Genomic DNA, 18,552 nt, shown 5'->3' on the forward strand with positions numbered 1-18,552 from the left:
TAAATAATTTTTTTAATTTGGGCAACGAAGATAAATCAGACGATTAGGTTTAGATGAAAGTTTTTTCTCACAAGATGTGGATAACTTTGCCAAGCCTTTCCGGATATGCTTTTCGGTGGCCTTACTTTTTTATGACAATTCTTTTTTTAGATAATGTATAATTTTCTAAAGCCTTCAAAAAGTAAATAGCTGCCTTGTCATAACACAAATATTATTAATTTTGTAAGACGGAAAAAATGGCGTAAGTTTGCGCAACTAATAACACAATCATAAACAGAACAAAACGAGGCCACGTGTTTAAAAAAACATAGTCGGCAGCGTTGAGTTTAGTTGTAGTTGTTATTAAATCATTTTCTTCTTTTTTTTAAGACCAAAATTTATGCCATTACTTTCCCAGCGCGTTCTTGAACTCGAAGAGTCGGCTACCTTGCAAATGGCTGCAATGGCGCGGCAGTTAGAAGCTCAAGGGCTAAAATTAATTAAATTAAACCTTGGCGAGCCCGATTTTAATACCCCCGCCCATATTGCCCAAGCTGCTAAACGTGGCATTGACGAGGGTTTTACGCGCTATCCGCCAGTTGCCGGATATTTAGATTTGCGCGAGGCAATTTGCCATAAATTTTACCGCGATAATAATTTGACTTACAAGCCCAACGAAATTGTTGTTTCAACGGGCGCTAAACAGTCCATAGCAAACGCCATACTTAGCATTATTAACCCCGGCGACGAGGTAATTTTACCCAAACCTTATTGGGTTAGTTATGCCGCCCAAGTACAGTTGGCAGAAGGCGTTTGTGTCGAAATTGAAACCTTACCGCAACATGGCTTTAAATTAACACCGCAGCAGCTACAAAATGCCATTACACCGCGTACAAAAATGCTCATTTTTGCCTCGCCAAATAACCCAACGGGGGCAGTTTATACGCAGGATGAATTAAACGAATTAGCCAAAATAATTGCCCAAGTTCCCAATATGGTTGTAGTTTCGGATGAAATTTACGAACACATAACCTACAATACCCCCCATGTAAGTATTGCAAGTTTCGATTTTATAAAAGACAGGGTGGTAACCGTTAATGGCTTATCAAAAGCCTATGCCATGACGGGCTGGCGCTTAGGCTACATGGGCGCAACTAAAGAAATTGCCCAAGCCTGCGAAAAAATACAAGGGCAGTTTACATCGGGCGCCTGTTCCATCTCGCAAAGGGCGGCTATAGTGGCTTTGGCCGATTTTATGCAGCCAACCATTGATATGCGCAACGAGTTTGCCAAACGCCGCAATTTAATTCTTAACTTGCTCAACCAAATACCAAATATTACCACCTACCCCCCGAAGGTGCTTTTTATGTTTTCCCCGATGTGAGTCAATATTTTGGCAAAGCCCACGGCCAATATAAAATTAATAATATTGAAGATTTAGAAACCTATTTATTGTACGAAGGACATTTAGCCTTAGTGAACGGCAAAGCATTTGGCAACGACCAGTGTATCCGGATATCGTATGCTGCTTCCGAAGCCGAAATTATCGAAGGGATGACACGTTTTAAAAATGCGCTCCAAAAATTAACGTAATTTTGTGCTATTACTTTATTCTTTATTTATGCGCGGTTATATCTGTGTAATTTATCATTAATTAAACTATGAGAAACATATTTGAGCAATTTAAATCAGTTAAAGCATTGGTTGTTGGCGACGTAATGCTTGACCATTATATATTTGGGCAGGTAAACCGCATTTCGCCCGAAGCCCCCGTGCCTATAGTTGATATTGTTAAAACCGAAAATCGCTTAGGCGGTGCTGCAAACGTAGCTGCTAATTTAAAAGCATTGGGTGCTACGGTTTATTTGGCTTCGGTTACCGGAGATGACGACGATGGCCATATTTTAAAAGAATTGGTACAACACCATGGCATCTCTGGCGAAAGCATTGTACTTGACCAAGACCGGATTACCACCGTGAAATCGCGTGTGCTGTGCCGCAACCATCAAATGTTGCGATTCGACAAAGAACACAGCACGCCTTTGAACGAAAATACCGAATTGGCACTGCTCGATTATATTATTGAGTGTATTTCTCAATACGAACCAAATGTTATTGTTTTTCAGGACTATAATAAAGGCGTATTGTCCCAACGAATTATAGCCAACACCATGCACCACGCCCGCAAAAATAATATTGCAACAGCAATTGACCCCAAGAAAGATAATTTTTTTAGCTACACCGGATGCACCTTATTTAAACCAAATTTGCGCGAAGCCGCCGAAGGGTTGGGCATAAAAATTAATCCGGATGATATAAACTCACTTCGCGAAGCCGATGCCATGCTTAGGGCTATGATAAATAACCGGTACACCATACTAACCATGTCCGAAAAAGGTATATTTGTGGCAACACCCAATAACAGCGAAATTATACCATCTTACCAACGAAATATTGTCGATGTTTCGGGAGCGGGCGATACCGTTATCAGTGTAATGGCCGCCGGATTGGCTTTAGGATTAGACCCCTTTGCTACCGCCGAATTGGCAAATATTGCCGCCGGCTTGGTATGCGAGGCCGTAGGCGTTGCCCCACTTAATGCCGAAGCTTTGTACCACGAAGCCGCAAAATTTTTAGATGCCGATACCACCGAAAACGCCCTATCCGCCGAACCAGAACCCGATTTCGATTTTGGCGAAGAGGATGAAATTACCATATCGCCACCATATTAATTAAACAAAACAGGACTTGCAGCTTAATACATCCGGAATTGAAAACTAACAACTAAAAACATAAAAAAACCTATGAATTTCTTAGAATTAGCAACGCAAACAATTAAAGCAGCAATAGGCCCTTAACTCAAAATGAGATTTGGGAAAAGGCCGTTGAATTTGGATTTGACAAGCAATTGAAAACAAAAGGTAAAACACCTTGGGCATCTGTTGCCGCAAGGCTATATGTTGATATAAGAGATAATAAAAATACTGTTTTCGAGGCGGTCGGAAAACGCCCCATTCGCTTTTGGCTCAAAAAATTAGGTCCTGCAAATATAGAAATGAATGAACCGGAAGAAACACCCAATAAAATTGATGAACCTATTGCAATTAAAACTGAAAAATACAATGAAAGAGACTTGCACCCAGTTTTAGTAAAATTTGCAGACACATTTTATCATTTTCGAGGTGCAAAACTGAAAACAATTTATCATGAAAATTCAAACAAGAATAAAAAGGGATATAATAAATGGATTCATCCGGATTTAGTTGGGGTCTATTTTTCTTTTAATGACAAAATAAGAGAATATGAAAAAGTTGTAATAGAATTTCAAAATGATTTTGCCATAACAGCAACGAAGTTGTTTTCTTTTGAGATGAAAATAAAATTAGATTTTAGTAACTTGCGTGAGGCTTATTTCCAAGCAGTTTCAAATTCAAGTTGGGCGAATGAAGGTTATTTGGTTACACTTGAATTAGATAACGATGTTATTGAAGAGGTAAGAAGATTAGCAAACTTTTTTGGAATTGGTTTAATAAAACTTGAACCCGAAAATATTGAAAGCAGTCAAATAATTGTAATGGCAACAAGTAAAAAAGAACTTGATATTGATGCCATGGATAGATTGGCAAGTGAAAACAAAGATTTTAACAATTTTCTGCAAAACATAATTGATGATAAGAAAATCAAGAAGGTTAATAGCAGATACGACAAAGTGTTAAATGAAATAGAATTTGAAGATTATTTAAGGGCAAAAGGATTAATAAAATAATATGCCGGCATTTGTTCAATTTTATGTTGTTCTTTTAACAAAAATTGCCTCCTTAGCTCAGCGGTAGAGCAGCTGATTCGTAATCAGCAGGTCGAGGGTTCAAATCCTTGGGAGGCTCATTAACATCAGGTTTTTTTTAGCCCTTATTTTCGTCCAAAATCGGCGGGGTTTTCGCCCCAAAGGGTGGTTTCCCATTTTAAAACGCGGCCTTCAAAATGTTTGGCTGTATATTTTTGCAACCATAGCAAAGCCCTGTCAACCATATCCCAAAGGGGTTTGTTTTGTGGCACGCGGGGGTGTTGGCTTTTAATAATGCCTTTTTTCACCCACGACCGCGCTGTAAGTGAGTCAGAGTAAATAGGGTAGGTAAAACCATTTTTTTCACAATAGGCCAAGGCGTGTACAATGGCCAAAAATTCGCCTAAATTTACATTGCCATAAGCAAAAGGCCCTTGATGAAAAATTACTTGTTTTGTGCGGGTATGTACACCCTTGTACTCAACAGGTCCGGGGTAGCCACTACAAGCAGCATCTACCGTAATACTGTCTAAAATGGGTAATTTGGTGCCAACAACTGCTGATTTGGGTTCTTCCGTTTCAAAAATTGATAATTCTGTTCCTTTTCCGGTTGTCTTTTCTTTACCATAATATGTTTCTGGGCCTTGGGCAAAGGCAATTTCTCCCTCTTGCCACGAGTAAAAGCCCTTAAATTTAGCTCCCGGATACCCAAATATTGCTTTTTGGCAATCATCCCACGAGTTATAAATGCCGGGTTTTTGGCCTTCCCAAACCACGTAACATTTATATTTAGGTTTTGCCATTTTAGTAGTGATAGTAATATTTTGCCGTTATTGTTTTTGCAAAGGTAGGATATAAATAAACAAAAGGCAAAGAACTAATAAATTCTTTGCCTTTTGTTTTGCGACCTCTCTATCCGGATTTTAATTTATTCATCCGGATAAATTACGCCACTACATTGCTTTATTTATAGTTATCGTTCCTCCGCCGTGAGCCGAGTAATATTCGTTATTATACATGGCATCGGCACTAACAGGCCCCATGCGGTAAGTACCTGGCGAAACAGCCCGAACCAAATAAAAATAATCCTGGGCTTTGCGTTCGGCATTAACGTACAAATTAATCCGGTCGTCTCTAATGTCTTTATGGGTAGGCAATGCACCATCTTGGGTAAATTCCATATCGGGCAAATCGCTGATACGTGAGTTTTCAATTTCAAAACCTCCGGGTAAAATATCTGTTAGCACAATATTTTCAATTTGCTCAACTCCTTTCGTTTGAAGCGTCAATTTAACCACAAACAGATCATTTTGGTTAAAGGTACGGCCTAAAATGGGTTTACCTGTTCGGTCTAAAAAGGTTTTACGAACCATCAAATTTTGGTCGGTTTCTTTGTAAGTGCCGTCCTTGCTTAAACCTTCCAAGCCATAAAAATAGTACATATTGCCGGTTCCGGAGACCTCGATTGAAACGGTATTTGTTTGCAAAGTATTATACGATAGTTTTAAAGGGCTGTCGCTTGTACTGCCAACATTTTTGCCATTTACGGTAACAGTTGCAGTTGCGTTGCTGTTGTTTGCTAAGCGTGCAATTTTGCCAAATGCCAATATAGTAAACACGCGCTCTTGGGTGTTTTTGTATTGGGCTTTTTTATAGTCGGTAATTAACTGTTTGCTCAACACACCAATTTGCGGGTGGTTGGGGTCGGTTTGCGCCATGTGCAGAGGGCAATGGCTTTGTCGCGCAAGGGGCTGGCAAAACTTTCAAAATCTTCCCTGTCTGATTTTTCGTTGGGGTAAGTTTCGGGCATTACTGCTTTTGCTTTTTCGCGGTCTCCGGCAAGGTTAAAGGCGGCAGCCAGTAGGTATTTACTGTCGGGGGTTAGCAATTTAGTATTGGCTTTGTAGTAGTTCATGGTAGGCATATCGGCCTTGTTCATTAGGGCTAAAACATATAAGGAATATATGGCTTCGCGATTGGCTTTTGTGTCCGATTTGCGGGTATTGCCTGTGCTCCAGTAATAATAGGTGAAAGTGGTTTTTTTCGATAGTTTTTGTTTTAAATACCCCACCAATTTTTCTTGAACAGTTGGGTTTGTTTCAAAACCTGCTGCCTTTGCTTCTGTTAAAAAGTGTCCGGCAAAAACTGTAGCCCACCAGTTTTCATCTTGTGCACCCGGCCAATACGATATGCCGCCATTGGGCAACTGCATACTTTCAACTTTCCGGATAGCTGTTTGTACATTGTAATTGGGGTTGTTTTCGTTGGCTAAGTCAGAAGTTAAAACATTTTTAGGGCGTAAATTTTTAATGAGGTCTTGCGCATAAATTTGCGGAAATGCTTTCGAAATAGTTTGTTCTAAACAGCCGTGCGGATAGCCAATTAAATATTGCAAATCGTCTCCAAATTCAGTTAATGGGCTTCGGCTAATAACTAAACTGCCATCTATGCTTTCCGGAATAAAATTATGAGGCAATGTTATTTTTTGTGTATTTCCTCCGGCAATTACGCCCGATGTAAATTGTTTTTGCAAGGTAGCGGCTGGCCGGATAGGAAGTTCAATCTCCTCTTTAAATTTTTCGCCCATAGCTTCGGCTATTACGCGCACTTTAGCAACGCCAACACTATTATTAGCTACTACTTTAAACTCGGCTTTTCCTTCGCTGTTGGCATTGAGCATTAAATTGGTTTTGCCATTGCCAACTACAGTTACGGGGCCTTCGGCTTCTACACGCAATTGGGCTTCGGCATTTTTATCGGTGGTATTTGCTAAGGTTACAGGCATTAAAGTCGTATCGCCGGGGCTTAAAAAGCGAGGTAACCCGGTGCTAACTACAATGGGGTCGGCAACAATCATATTATGTTCGGCACTTCCAAAGGCATTTTTGTTGTAGGCAACGGCCATAACACGCAAATCGCCCGAGAAATGCGGAATATCAATATCGTATTCGACTACACCATTAGCATCAGCCTTTTTTTGACCACTCCAAAACGACACTAATTTTATACGTTTATTGCTAAAGGGGTTCAAACGTTTGCCCAAATTAAACCCGCCGTCTCCGCCAGTCAGCAAACTGCCGCCTTGAATTTCGGGAAATAAAAACGGGTATAAGTCGTAACTTTTTACTTCAAGGGCGCGTTGTTGATAAAAGTAGCCGTGTACGTCGGGTGTTTTAAAGTTTTTAAGTTGTAAAATACCTTCGTCAACTACGGCAAGGGTTACTTCGCTGCCCGGTTTGGTTTTTACTTTAATATGTTGTTTAGTATCTGAGCGCGATGCTTTTGCTGCTGTAATATTTACCGGAATTTCTGTGCTGGGATTATTTACCTTTACCACATTGTAGCCATGTGCTACGGTTAGCGGCACATTCATATCGCGCAAGGGGCGTATAAGGGTTGCCGAGACAAAAATATTGGGGGTAAGGTCGGCTGTAATATCAAAACTTAGCTCGCGCGATTTTTTATCGGTTTCAACGTACATGTGTTTTATAATTTTGTCGCGCTCGAGTGTTACCAACATTTTACCTTCAAAGGGTGTTTTAAATAATACTTTGGCTTTTTCGCCAACATTGTATTGTTTTTTATCAAAGCTAATATCTATTGCGCCGTCGCGGTTTACCTCAAAAGAAGTTGTTTGGGTGTCGCCCCAGCCGTAAGCATAAAATGATTGTGCTACATACGCTTCGGGGGCGTTTTGTGGGCTAATTCGTATTTCATAATCGCCTGATACCCGTGGAATAAATTCGTAGTTTTGTTTTCCGGTAATATTAACTACTTTGTTTAGTTCAACAATTTCTTCGCGTTGCGAGTCGTAGCTAAGGGTGCCATTTTCGGCGCGTTGTATGGCGGTACGCCACTCATAACGTATAATTTTTAAATTGGCTTTGGCATTGGCATCACTGCCATCTTTGTCGAGGGCTATAAGCGGAATATTAAACGGTTTGCGCGTGTTTACGTAGCTGTTTTGGGTGTTTATGCCAAAAAATACAGATTGGGTAATGGCTTTAAATGGAGCCAAACGCCTTACTGGGCGGCCATTTTCGTCAAAAACGGTTACATAAAATTTACCCTCTAAGATGCCTAAATTTTCATAGGTTTCTTTAAGGGCAAACGCTTCAGAGATACGCCCATTTTCGTCAGTTTTACCTTCGTTAACTACGGATTCTAAATATTGATTGCTGCTTACACTAAAATTGTAATCCGGAAATTTATCGCGGAACATAGGCATTCGTTCTAAAATCATTTCAACCTCATAATTCCGGTTTGAAGCCGGCGGGCCAAAAAAGTTCGTAGCCGTACCTTCTAATATCATTATTTCTCCGGGCATAAATTCTTTGGCACTTGCATTCACTTCGAGTTTTATACGGTCGGGCATAAACTCTTCAACACTAATTGATTTTGTTGCTAACAGCAAATCATTAGCGGTATATACTTCAACATTATAGGTGCCGGTAACCATATTTGCCGGAATTTCGACTGCTATTTCGGCTCCGCCTTGGTCGTTTAATGTTTTCCGGATGGTTTTATATTCGCGGCCATTGGGTAGTAATACTTTAAATTTAACCGGAATATTAACAGGGGTATTCCACGCCAAATCCCGAACAATAGTATTTAAGTTAATGGTTTCTCCGGGGCGGTAAATATCGCGTCCGCCATAAATAAACGCTTCGTATTGTGCTTCATTTGGCATTTTACCGCCAATTTCAAAGCGGGTCAAATCAACGTTTGTTTTATCAAACATTAAAAAATTATAGTCGTCTTGGTAATCAACGGTTAACATGCCTACGGTAAATCCGGGGGTTCGGCTGGCCATGTCGTCAAAAATTGCTACTCCCTGGTCGTTGGTGGTTGCAGTAAAAATTCGCTGGTTGCTTTTTGAAATAAAATTTACTTGTGCTCCTTTTATTGGTGTGGCATCGCGTATAGAGTTTACAAATACATGTAACCTGTTTTTTTCGTGTTTTGCAATAATTCCCAAATCCGAGAAAGCAAATATTTTTGACGATTGTACGTATTTTGTGTTCGGTATCTTCAATTTTAACTACATAAATGCCGTCAAATTGGGGTAGTTTATCGGCAAAATCTATATTTAGCAAGCGCATATTGGCATTGCCAACCGATTGAAGTTTATTGGTGGCAATTTCGGCGGTGTAAACTGGAGAGCCGTAATTGTCAATATTATAATAAGCGTAGTCAAAATAATTGTAATAATCGCCATCTTCGTGGTATTCATCGTACCAGCCATACTCTTGGCCAGTCCGGAAAAAGGCGTATAAATTGTTTTCAAAAATTTTGCTGATACTCACCTTAACTTTGGGTACATTTATTATTTGGATAGCCATATTTTTAGCCCCTCGGTTGCTAAGGTAAACGGCATTTGCCTCGGCAAAGCGTATTGTAGGTTCAATTGTACCAAAAGCAATTTGTTGGGTTACGTCGTTGCCCATTTCGCCGCCAAATACCCCCGATATTTTGCCGTCAATAGTTACTTCATACACTTTTGTGATGTCAAAATCGGCACTGCGAAGGGCAAAACCATTGGTTAGCATATCTACCTCAAAATTAACTGTCGGCTTAAAGCTAATTAATTTTTCTAAGGCAGTATTTTCGGTAATTTGTTGATTTAATGCTACATAAACACTGCCTTCGGCGCCGTCGTGCGAGGCCGAAACGTCTGTAACGGTCATGCTGCCAGGCGCATACGACTGGGCTTTAATGGTAACGTCTGATTTGGTTGCCGAAAGGCCTCCGGGTAAGGTTACGGCTTTGTTTACTGTAAATATTGCCTGCGTATTTTCGTTTAAGGGCACTCCTTCAACTTCAAGCTCAATTTGTGTGCTGGCATTATTGGTTATTAGTTTGGGGTGGTACGTATTGTTGTCTATTTCGATGGTTAAGTTTTGTGCCAGCGATTTAGGGTCAACTTCGTAATTAAAGCCTAAAACAGCCCCTAAAACACCTTTGTTTTCGCCGGCAGCAGGCCGTTTCCAGTACATTTGGGTACTTTCGAGGGCTAAATAGGGCGTATGAAAAGAAATTGCTTCTGTTTTTACCTTCACTTTCTTGTCGGGTTTAAGCTCGCCAAGTAACTTGGTAGGCGTAGCTTTAAAGTCGGTGCCGGGTGGCAAGGCTGCCAAGGGCGAAAAAACCAACTCGTTGGTTGCTTTCCATTGGAATTGCCCCTTAATTGGCGGGTCAAAATGGATGTAGGCAGTTGAATCCCATTGGTTTAACATAGAGTCGGTAACAACATCCCGGTCAAAAGTAAAGGTTAGGTTTTCCCTTTGGCTCACCTCGTCGGTAAAGCTGCGGCTTTTAACAGTCAGTGCGTCTCCTAGTGTATTACTACAAGCCCAAATGCCGGCAATAATAGTAAAAAGAGTAAAAAAGGCAAGGGCAAAAGGCCAAAAAGCGTGCAGGTGTGGTAGTCGTATTTTCATGATAATTTATAAATATGTAGATGAAGCTTTTTAATTGACAAGTAAGTTTAATTGCTGTTTCTAGACTAATTGCTATTTTGCTAATTATTGTCTCGTATTTTAAACTCCGGATTGGAGCAAAAATTTATAAAACAGCACGCTGTTTCTAATTTTTAACCCAATGGTTGAATATATTTTTTATCCGGATTTTTACCTTGCTTCTAGGTTCTTAAAAATGAAAACTGCTGCAACAAAAGTTCTTTCTAACTAATAATCAACAAACTTAAATTAAAGCGCAAAGGTTCAAGTAAATTGTAAAGATTGTACTTTTTTTTTACTTTTTTTTATATTTTTTTGAACTAATTTTTTATCCTTAACAGAATAGCCGTTTTAATATAATCCGGAAATAACCTAATTAAAAAACAAGACGCTACAAGAGCCTAAAAATCAACTTAAATTGTTGATTTTTAGGCTCTTGCAATTAAAAAAATCTCAATCTTTCTAATACCTAATTGCCTTAACCCCAATATGACTTGCATTGGGGCTGTACAAGTTAAAATCGGTGATGGTTACATTTTTGTCCATATTAAAATCGCCTTGGTAGTATTTATTAATTGCCGACGATTGACTGTTGTAAATATTAAAATCGGCAATTGTTATGTTTCCGTTGCCATCGCCATCTCCGGCGCGCATGGCATAAGTATTACCTACGGCAACAAGTTGTAACGCGCCTTGTAGTACGCTATTTGGGTCGGTAAAATTAAGGGGCGTTGTGTTGGGCAATATTACCGCTTGGCTCGAAATAATATCTATATGGTTGCGGTGGCGCACCACAATAAAATACGGTGTATTACAAGCAAAATTGTAAAAACGAATGCCATTGGTTATGCCATCCGCATCAACTACAGTGCCGTCGTTGCGCAATAGGGCTGCATGTCGCTCAATGATACTTGTATCGGCAGCGCGGCGCACCTCAACCAATACCCAATCTACAATATCAGGGGCAAAACTTGTTACTGCTTCTGTTCCGGTATAATTCCAAGGCACATTTGAATACGGGTGAGTTAAAGGCAATAATCCGGCGTTATTTAAGTCGGTGCGCATTAAATTAGAATTGGTGTTGTATGCACCTTGTAAATTGGTTTTTATCTGCACCACAATTGCGTTATTAGTAATCGTTACAATTATCGGATTGCCCTCTTCGTCTTGGTTTGTTAAATGGCCACACACTTGCCCGCTTAATGTAATATCGTTTTGAATTTGTTGTACGCTTGGTTTAGCCTGGATATAGGTATTGAGTGGAATTTTTGCGCCAAAATCCGGATTATAAGAAAAGCCCCAAATGCGGTAGCTTCCGGCCGGAAGATTCGAAAAATCAAAATCGGCATTTGTTAGCAAACCATAATCTATAATTGAGTAGATAGGCGCATTGTCGTTTGTTAAAATATAGGCATACTTATAATTTGCCGGCGGCGGAAACTGCACAGGGCTATAATTGTGCGAAAATACCCCTAAGTCGCTATATTGGCAAATTTCTAAAGGCAAAGTGCTTCCAGAGGGTATAATTATATTACCCGCCTCGGCTAAGCAAGGGTTGGGGTAAGCCAATAAATCGTAACTGCTACAATCGTTGCCGCCGCTTTGGTCGCTTACGCAAGCGGTATTGTGCAGCAATAAGCCGTCAATAATTTCAATATTATCAACATACCAGCCATCGCCGCCTTGGGCACCATCGGTGGCAAATCTAAATCTAAAATACATAGTTTGCCCAACGTAGTCGGCAAGGTCAATCATTGTCCAAATATAACCGTCGCTATTGCCCGAAAAAGCAGGGCGGTTACTAATGGCACTGGCAGGGTTGTTGCCAATTACATCGTTGTACCCATTTTTAATAGCTTCGATGCCAATATCGCCCCAGTTGGTGCCGTTGGCCGATATTTCAACAACGCCACCATCCCAGCCAGCTTCGGTATTATATTTATGCCTAAAAATTAGCATAGGTTTGGTGCCGGCAATAGTGTATTTGTTTTTTGACCGCAGGTATTGGTCGGTGGCTGTGCTTGCATTAGCGGCATAAAAACAATGGGTAGGGCTGTACGCATTGCTATTAATATATTCCCAGTTTGTACTTCCGGTGCCGGCGGTGGTTATCCAGTTGTCGCTTCCTAATTCCAAGTCGTCTGTAAAATACACAGTGCTGTATTTGTTTATGGGCAATTTAGCTTTGTAGGTACAGGTTTTAACTTCGTTGGCGTTTAATGTACCTAAATTAATAACGATAACTTGCCCGGTAACTGTTCCGGGGCACGATAAGGAGTTAGTTTCGTAGTTGAGTTCTGCCGGAATTGTATCGCGGACAATAACATTATTTGCCGGAACTGGGCGGATATTGCTAACGGTAAGGCTGTAGGTAATTGTTTTGCCCGATTCAACTTCATCAATAAAATCGGCTGTTTTTTCAATACTTAACGAACAAGTACTGGGCGTAATAAACGAAGCAGTTCCATCGCAACGGCTGCCCGAGCTACCCTGCGATGCGCCATAGCCTAAGCCGCGTTTGGCAAAAGCACCCCAAATAGTACAACTATTAGCACCACCATAATAAATTTGGTCGGCCAATATTATGGCATCGCGGCCATCAACAAATCCGGGGCTACATGGTTGCAGTTTTAGGGCTTCAACAATTAAACGCATGGCAATTTGGTTGCCTGCTGTGCCGTTTGCATTATAAAAGTCGGTACTGAAGCCATGTTTTCCGATTAGGTCCCAGGTCATTTCCCAAAGCATGGTGCACCAAATAAAACCAACGCCATGCGGTACTGTTATATTGCCATCGCAAAGGTCGGAGTAGGTATAGTCGTTAATTGAAAAATCGGTGCTATAAGGTGCCGGCCTAATGCCATTTCCGTCTATGGGTTCAGAGTTAGCATAGGTTGCCATACCGCGCACTTTTGGGCCGGTATCTCCGGTTTTCATGGTTAAAGCTATTCCAAAATAATCGCTCCATCCTTCGCCCATCTGCTCTTGGTTGTTAAGGCAGTTTACGTTGTTAGGCCCGCCCGTCAAACGTGTCGAAACGCCGTGCCCATATTCATGGCATATTATACCATTGTCAAGCGAGCAGTCTAAATTTGGTGGGGTGCCGGTATTGCTAAGCGTAGCATTTAAATTGGGGCAATAAACACGCAGCACATCGCAGTTGGCTTTGCCAATCATTACCGACGGAATTGTAATGCCCGCGCCGCTGCCCCCCATTTGTATAGGCGCGCCCGACACATTATTACATACAATAACCGCAACGGCACCCGCCGCTTGGCAGTTAAGCACTTTTTGGTTGAAATTGCAGTTTCCCCTGTCCACTAAGGCTATTTTACCACTAATGGAACTACCGTTAGTTAAACCCGAACAAGCATCGCTAAATGGGCTGGCATTATCTTGTGCTATTACCACATTGGCTGTAATACCGCTTGGCCAGTTGGGCAAAGCAGGACCAAATGCCGCAGGTACGGCGGTGTAAGAGCCTTGCACGCTGCTGGGCGAGTTTACAATTAAATAGGGCGTATTGCTCGATGTCCATAAATACATTTGCATCCGGGGTTTGCTGCCATCTACCGGCGTGCTAAAATTAGCATTATTAGTGCCACTGCCGTCTTGGCCATCTGCCAAAACATAATCGCTGCCGGCACCCCCCGTGCCATAATTGTTTTCTTGAAAATTGCCCGCTGCTGCCGTAAAACCGTATTGCCACATAATATCGTGCATAATATTGTTCCAATAAAAAAGGTTGGTCAACGAGGCATCAACGTAGGTGCTTGGCTGGTTTGATAGGTTAATCGTATAATTAAAATCTAAAGTAGGCGAGTTAGGCGAGTAACCAGTGCCGTTATTGCCATTTTGGTCTTCTTGGGCAAGTACATTATTGCCGCGCGTTATGGTGTATTCGGCGCCGCTGCTGCCGTTAGTGTCGTGCCAGCCGTAGGGCGAGGCATTGGTTGCGCTTGTCCAGGGGGCATTTACCGTTGTGCGCCCCCCATGATTGGGGCTTTCGGTAGGTACGGCATAAACTTTGTAATCATTTGGAGCTACATAAGAAGATAATAGCTGTGCCGAAGGAGTAAAACTGTGTTCGCAGTTGCTATGGTGGTTATGCAGGGCATTTCCGGATAATGTTTTTTCCGGATGCGCCCCAATAATTGTCGGCTCTTCAAATTGGCAGTTTTTTGTCCAGCTAATGGTTCCAAGCAAACTACCATCTATGGCATCAATCCATAAATCGAGCCAGTTACCGCCTGTTGCGGGGTTAATATTCAAATTCCAAGACAGGAATGCTTTTTCGCTTCCCTCCGGAATAAAATACATCAATTTTACCGGAATATTTTCCTGCGATATGTCGCCCGTATTATACAAGGCGTATTGGTTGGGCAAGGGTTGTTTCTTAAGCAGTTTTAAATTGCTAGGTTTTGGCAAACCCATTGCCAAAGCAGCTGTTTTTATAGCAGCCTCGCGCGTAATTTTGGGCTTTGTGGTATTAATTTTTGCCGCAATATTTTTTACAAAACTTTGATACCAGCTAAACACTTGCCCGTTTGGTGCAATATTAAAATTGGCAACGGCGCCTTGCACTTCAATTCCGGCATAGGTTTGCCCAATATATACATGCGATACTTTTTCGCCCGCCGAGGTATAACTATCAGTAATTACGGGGCTTTCAATATCGGAGGCAGCAAAACCCAATTTTTTATGGTTTAACTGCAAAGTTTGCAGGGCTGTTTGTTGGATGCTTGTATTAACTTGGGCAAAAACAATAGCAGTTTGAAAAACGATACTGCCGAGCAGCAATAATATATGAGTAAATTTTATGCTCATAAATTAGTTAAGTATAGGTGAAAACTGCTGTAAAGGTACATATAAGCTTACTAAATTTGCACCTAAGCATATCTATTTTTTTTAGGAATGGTAAATATTTACCATTTTGACTGCGGCTACCCTGCCAATTTAAGTGCCTTGCTCTACAATTTTAATCTCCTCTTCGGTTAAATCGTAAAGCTGGTAAACAAGTTGGTCTATTTGGGTTTCAAGGGCGGTGGTGTCTTCGCCTTTTTCTTTTTTTAGCAATATTTCATCTACTAATTGAATAAAGGGCTGCTGCTCAGATGGAGTGAGTTGGGGTATTGGTAATAATTCTATAAATTGTTTTTTATATCTAATTTCCTCGTCTCCAAGCCCACCGCCAGCATAATATTTTTTAAAACTCCAAAATAAAAATTTAGAATTTAAAACACAAGTCACCATAAATGCCTTAGCTTTTTATTCGATAGTGGCATGGCAGCTATTAATGTTGACCTACCTGATACGCGAAAATCCGGATGAAAAAGCCGAAACTGTTTTTGAACCCGCCGAAATAAAACTTTAGAGCAAGTAGCAAAAAAAACAATTTCAACGGTAAAAGATGCTGTTCTTGCCCTGAGTAAAATTTTGGGGTTTGCACCATCTAAAAAACAGCCATTGCCCGGAGTCAAGATTTTAGCAGGTGCTTTAGAGCGGTTTTATTACATCAAAGTCGGAGTCTCCTTAAAACCCCTACAAGATTAGCTCCGGAGAGGCGCAGGGGTGGGTTAATCCTGTAAACCTTTAAATCCTACTCATCCTTTAACCCGCTACTCGTTGAATTTTAGCCGGGCGAAATTTCATGGTTTGGGCAATAGGTCGCATAGCAGAGTTTTCGCATGGTGCAAACTACATACTGCGGTTTATTATAGGATGGGCTATAAAAACAAAAAACACAAACCAAAAAAGGGCAATAAAGCGTTTACTGTTGTTGGCAACTGTGTTGTGTTAAAAACTAATTAAACAATTAACTATTAAACTCACTAAACAATTGCTACAAACAAAAGTAAAAATAAACGGCAACGTCCTACTCTCCCACCTTTACGGCAGTACCATCGGCGCTGGGGAGCTTAACTTCTCTGTTCGGGATGGGAAGAGGTGGTGCCTCCCCGCTATAATCACCTCGTTGCTTTGCCGCCCTATTTTGTTAGGCCTGAGCCAACAAATTTTGTCTTCTGGTTTGTGTTTTGTTATTTATTGTGTTATCAATAAATTAATGACAAGAAAGAAATTATTTTAACGGCTTAAACAACACACATATCGCACACAGCGCTGTATTTCTTGTTTATCGCATCGTTTTTATCTCTTATATGGTAGAACTTTTAAGTAATTGAAATCAAACAATTTAAACATTTGTAATAAGTATTAAGGTCAAAACAGGCTCTTTTCCAGATTTTTGTCGTAGGTATCATCAATACCTTTTGCGTTTCAAAATTTACATTCACATACACGCACGCTAATTAATCAATAAACACCTCGCCTCTTTTAGTTTATGCTTTCTTGCCCCTAAATAACTGGCAGATCTTTGTTCAATTGTTTAATTAACCAAACTAAATATCTGCCAGTATTGTAGGCAAGTAACAACGGAATAGAAATGCAATATCGAAATACTGCTCCAACTCCCATTGATTTACTAATTGATTATAAGTAGTGTTCTTTGCTAACATTGCTTCTGCTCGCTGTACAACTATTGATTGTCTTTATTTTGGCGATTGACCCTTTACAACTGTATTATCTACAACAGCAACAAATCAAACATCCATCTTTGCAAACAACCAACTAAGCAGTATAGAACTTGTGAAAGTTTACGGGCGATTAGTATGGCTCGGCTATGATGTCTCCATCTTTACACCTGCCACCTATCAATGTCGTCATCTTCAACTGCCCTTAAAAGATATCTCATCTTGAAGCAGGCTTCGCGCTTAGATGCTTTCAGCGCTTATCCCAACCGAACATAGCTACCCGGCACTGCACCTGGCGGCACAACCGGTACACTAGAGGTTCGTCCGATACGGTCCTCTCGTACTAGTATCAGCCCTCCGCAAATATCTAACGCCCACAGTAGATAGAGACCGAACTGTCTTGCGACGTTCTGAACCCAGCTCGCGTACCACTTTAATGGGCGAACAGCCCAACCCTAGGACCTTCTCCAGCCCAGGATGTGACGAGCCGACATCGAGGTGCCAAACCTCCCCGTCGATGTGAGCTCTTGGGGGAGATCAGCCTGTTATCCCCGGAGTACCTTTTATCCTTTGAGCGATGGCCCTTCCATGCGGAACCACCGGATCACTTTACCCTAGTTTCCTACCTGCTCGACTTGTCGGTCTTGCAGTCAAGCGCCCTTATGCTAATACACTCTACGCACGGTTACCAAGCGTGCTGAGGGCACCTTTGGAAGCCTCCGTTACTCTTTTGGAGGCGACCGCCCCAGTCAAACTACCCACCAAGCACTGTCTCCCTCGCAGGATTAGACACTAAATAAACAAAGGGTGGTATTTCAACGTTGGCTCCACAACTACTAGCGTAGCCGTCTCTCAGCCTCCCACCTATCCTACACATCATTTACCCAGTATCAATGCTAAGCTATAGTGAAGGTTCACAGGGTCTTTTCGTCCCACTGCGGGTAAACGGCATCTTCACCGTTACTACAATTTCACCGAGCTCGTGGCCGAGACAGTGCCCAGATCGTTACACCATTCGTGCAGGTCGGAACTTACCCGACAAGGAATTTCGCTACCTTAGGACCGTTATAGTTACGGCCGCCGTTTACTGGGGCTTCAGTCAAGAGCTTCGAGTTGCCTCTAACCCCCTCCCTTAACCTTCCAGCACCGGGCAGGTGTCAGACCCTATACTTAGCCTTTCAGCTTGGCAGAGTCCTGTGTTTTTGTTAAACAGTCGCCTGGGCCTCTTCACTGCGGCCTCCCATTCGCATGGGGAGGCGTCCCTTCTCCCGAAGTTACGGGACTATTTTGCCTAATTCCTTAGCCACGATTCACTCGAGCACCTTAGGATACTCTCCTCGACTACCTGTGTCGGTTTGCGGTACAGGCATTGTATACCTTTTGCTTAGAAGATTTTCTTGGAAGCTTGCTTGGGGGCATTATCTCCTCTCCCGAAGGTTCAGAGTACTATCAGCTCTCAGCTCAGTGTCCGGATTTGCCTGAACACCTCACAGCCTACTACCTTTAACGCACACTTCCGTCCGTGCGCAGCCCTTACGCTCCTTCGTCCCTCCTTCGCAGTTTACAATGGTACGGAATTATCCATCCGTTTCCCATCGGAATCCCCTCACGGGTTATCCTTAGGCCCCGACTAACCCTGATCCGATTAGCGTTGATCAGGAACCCTTAGTCTTGCGGTGACAAGGTTTTTCACCTTGTTTATCGTTACTTATGCCTACATTTGCTTTTGTAGCATCTCCACTCCGACTCACGTACTGAAGCTTCGACAACGCTACAATGCTCCCCTACCACTACCTCGCGG

Annotated in this window: 7 protein-coding genes, 1 tRNA gene, 2 rRNA genes and 1 pseudogene (1 of these 11 cut by a window edge); 4 read left to right on the plus strand and 7 right to left on the minus strand. The window is 41.7% G+C overall.

Going from position 1 to position 18,552, the window contains the following annotated elements; all coding sequences use genetic code 11:
- Positions 1 to 379 precede the first annotated feature (379 nt).
- The 4 genes and pseudogenes from IPI59_14915 to IPI59_14930 all read left to right on the plus strand — a co-directional run bounded on the left by IPI59_14915 (position 380) and on the right by IPI59_14930 (position 3,862).
- Positions 380 to 1,572, plus strand: a pseudogene (locus IPI59_14915) (pyridoxal phosphate-dependent aminotransferase).
- Positions 1,573 to 1,640: 68 nt separating this feature from the next.
- The gene (locus tag IPI59_14920; GenBank protein ID MBK7528795.1) at positions 1,641 to 2,711 is read left to right on the plus strand and encodes a D-glycero-beta-D-manno-heptose-7-phosphate kinase; all 1,071 of its coding nucleotides are present in this window, start codon (positions 1,641 to 1,643) and stop codon (positions 2,709 to 2,711) included.
- Between the two features lie 137 nt (positions 2,712 to 2,848).
- Positions 2,849 to 3,745 (plus strand): HrgA protein, encoded by an 897-nt coding sequence (locus tag IPI59_14925; GenBank protein MBK7528796.1) that lies wholly within the window; start codon positions 2,849 to 2,851, stop codon positions 3,743 to 3,745.
- A 46-nt stretch (positions 3,746 to 3,791) separates the two neighbouring features.
- Positions 3,792 to 3,862: transfer RNA gene (locus IPI59_14930), tRNA-Thr, on the plus strand.
- Between the two features lie 26 nt (positions 3,863 to 3,888).
- On the opposite strand, the gene IPI59_14935 is transcribed toward IPI59_14930, so the two are convergent.
- The 7 genes from IPI59_14935 to IPI59_14965 all read right to left on the minus strand — a co-directional run.
- Positions 3,889 to 4,566: a ribonuclease H family protein gene (locus IPI59_14935; GenBank protein ID MBK7528797.1), complete on the minus strand. Its 678-nt coding sequence runs from the start codon at positions 4,564 to 4,566 to the stop codon at positions 3,889 to 3,891.
- A gap of 150 nt (positions 4,567 to 4,716) precedes the next feature.
- On the minus strand, positions 4,717 to 5,481 hold the full coding sequence (locus IPI59_14940; GenBank protein ID MBK7528798.1) for a hypothetical protein: 765 nt from the start codon (positions 5,479 to 5,481) through the stop codon (positions 4,717 to 4,719).
- Complete coding sequence (locus IPI59_14945; GenBank protein ID MBK7528799.1) at positions 5,439 to 8,741, minus strand: hypothetical protein; 3,303 nt, start codon at positions 8,739 to 8,741, stop codon at positions 5,439 to 5,441. The genes IPI59_14940 and IPI59_14945 overlap by 43 nt, the downstream gene beginning before the upstream one ends.
- 1,942 nt (positions 8,742 to 10,683) lie before the next feature.
- Entirely contained in the window at positions 10,684 to 15,048 is a 4,365-nt protein-coding gene (locus IPI59_14950; protein MBK7528800.1) for a T9SS-dependent M36 family metallopeptidase, read from the minus strand.
- A gap of 129 nt (positions 15,049 to 15,177) precedes the next feature.
- Positions 15,178 to 15,474: a class I SAM-dependent DNA methyltransferase gene (locus tag IPI59_14955; GenBank protein ID MBK7528801.1), complete on the minus strand. Its 297-nt coding sequence runs from the start codon at positions 15,472 to 15,474 to the stop codon at positions 15,178 to 15,180.
- Between the two features lie 609 nt (positions 15,475 to 16,083).
- Positions 16,084 to 16,195 (minus strand): 5S ribosomal RNA (rrf, locus tag IPI59_14960).
- Between the two features lie 669 nt (positions 16,196 to 16,864).
- Positions 16,865 to 18,552: ribosomal RNA gene (locus IPI59_14965) — 23S ribosomal RNA — on the minus strand (it continues 1,211 nt past the right edge of the window).

It is taken from the genome of Sphingobacteriales bacterium (assembly GCA_016706405.1).
In the GTDB taxonomy this organism is placed as follows: domain Bacteria; phylum Bacteroidota; class Bacteroidia; order Chitinophagales; family UBA2359; genus BJ6.

Excerpts from the sequence above, each read along its gene's own strand:
- IPI59_14935 (MBK7528797.1), bottom strand. The coding sequence starts at position 4,566 with ATGGCAAAACCTAAATATAAATGTTACGTGGTTTGGGAAGGCCAAAAA.
- IPI59_14950 (MBK7528800.1), bottom strand. The coding sequence starts at position 15,048 with ATGAGCATAAAATTTACTCATATATTATTGCTGCTCGGCAGTATCGTT.
- IPI59_14940 (MBK7528798.1), bottom strand. The coding sequence starts at position 5,481 with ATGGCGCAAACCGACCCCAACCACCCGCAAATTGGTGTGTTGAGCAAA.
- IPI59_14955 (MBK7528801.1), bottom strand. The coding sequence starts at position 15,474 with ATGGTGACTTGTGTTTTAAATTCTAAATTTTTATTTTGGAGTTTTAAA.
- IPI59_14920 (MBK7528795.1), top strand. The coding sequence starts at position 1,641 with ATGAGAAACATATTTGAGCAATTTAAATCAGTTAAAGCATTGGTTGTT.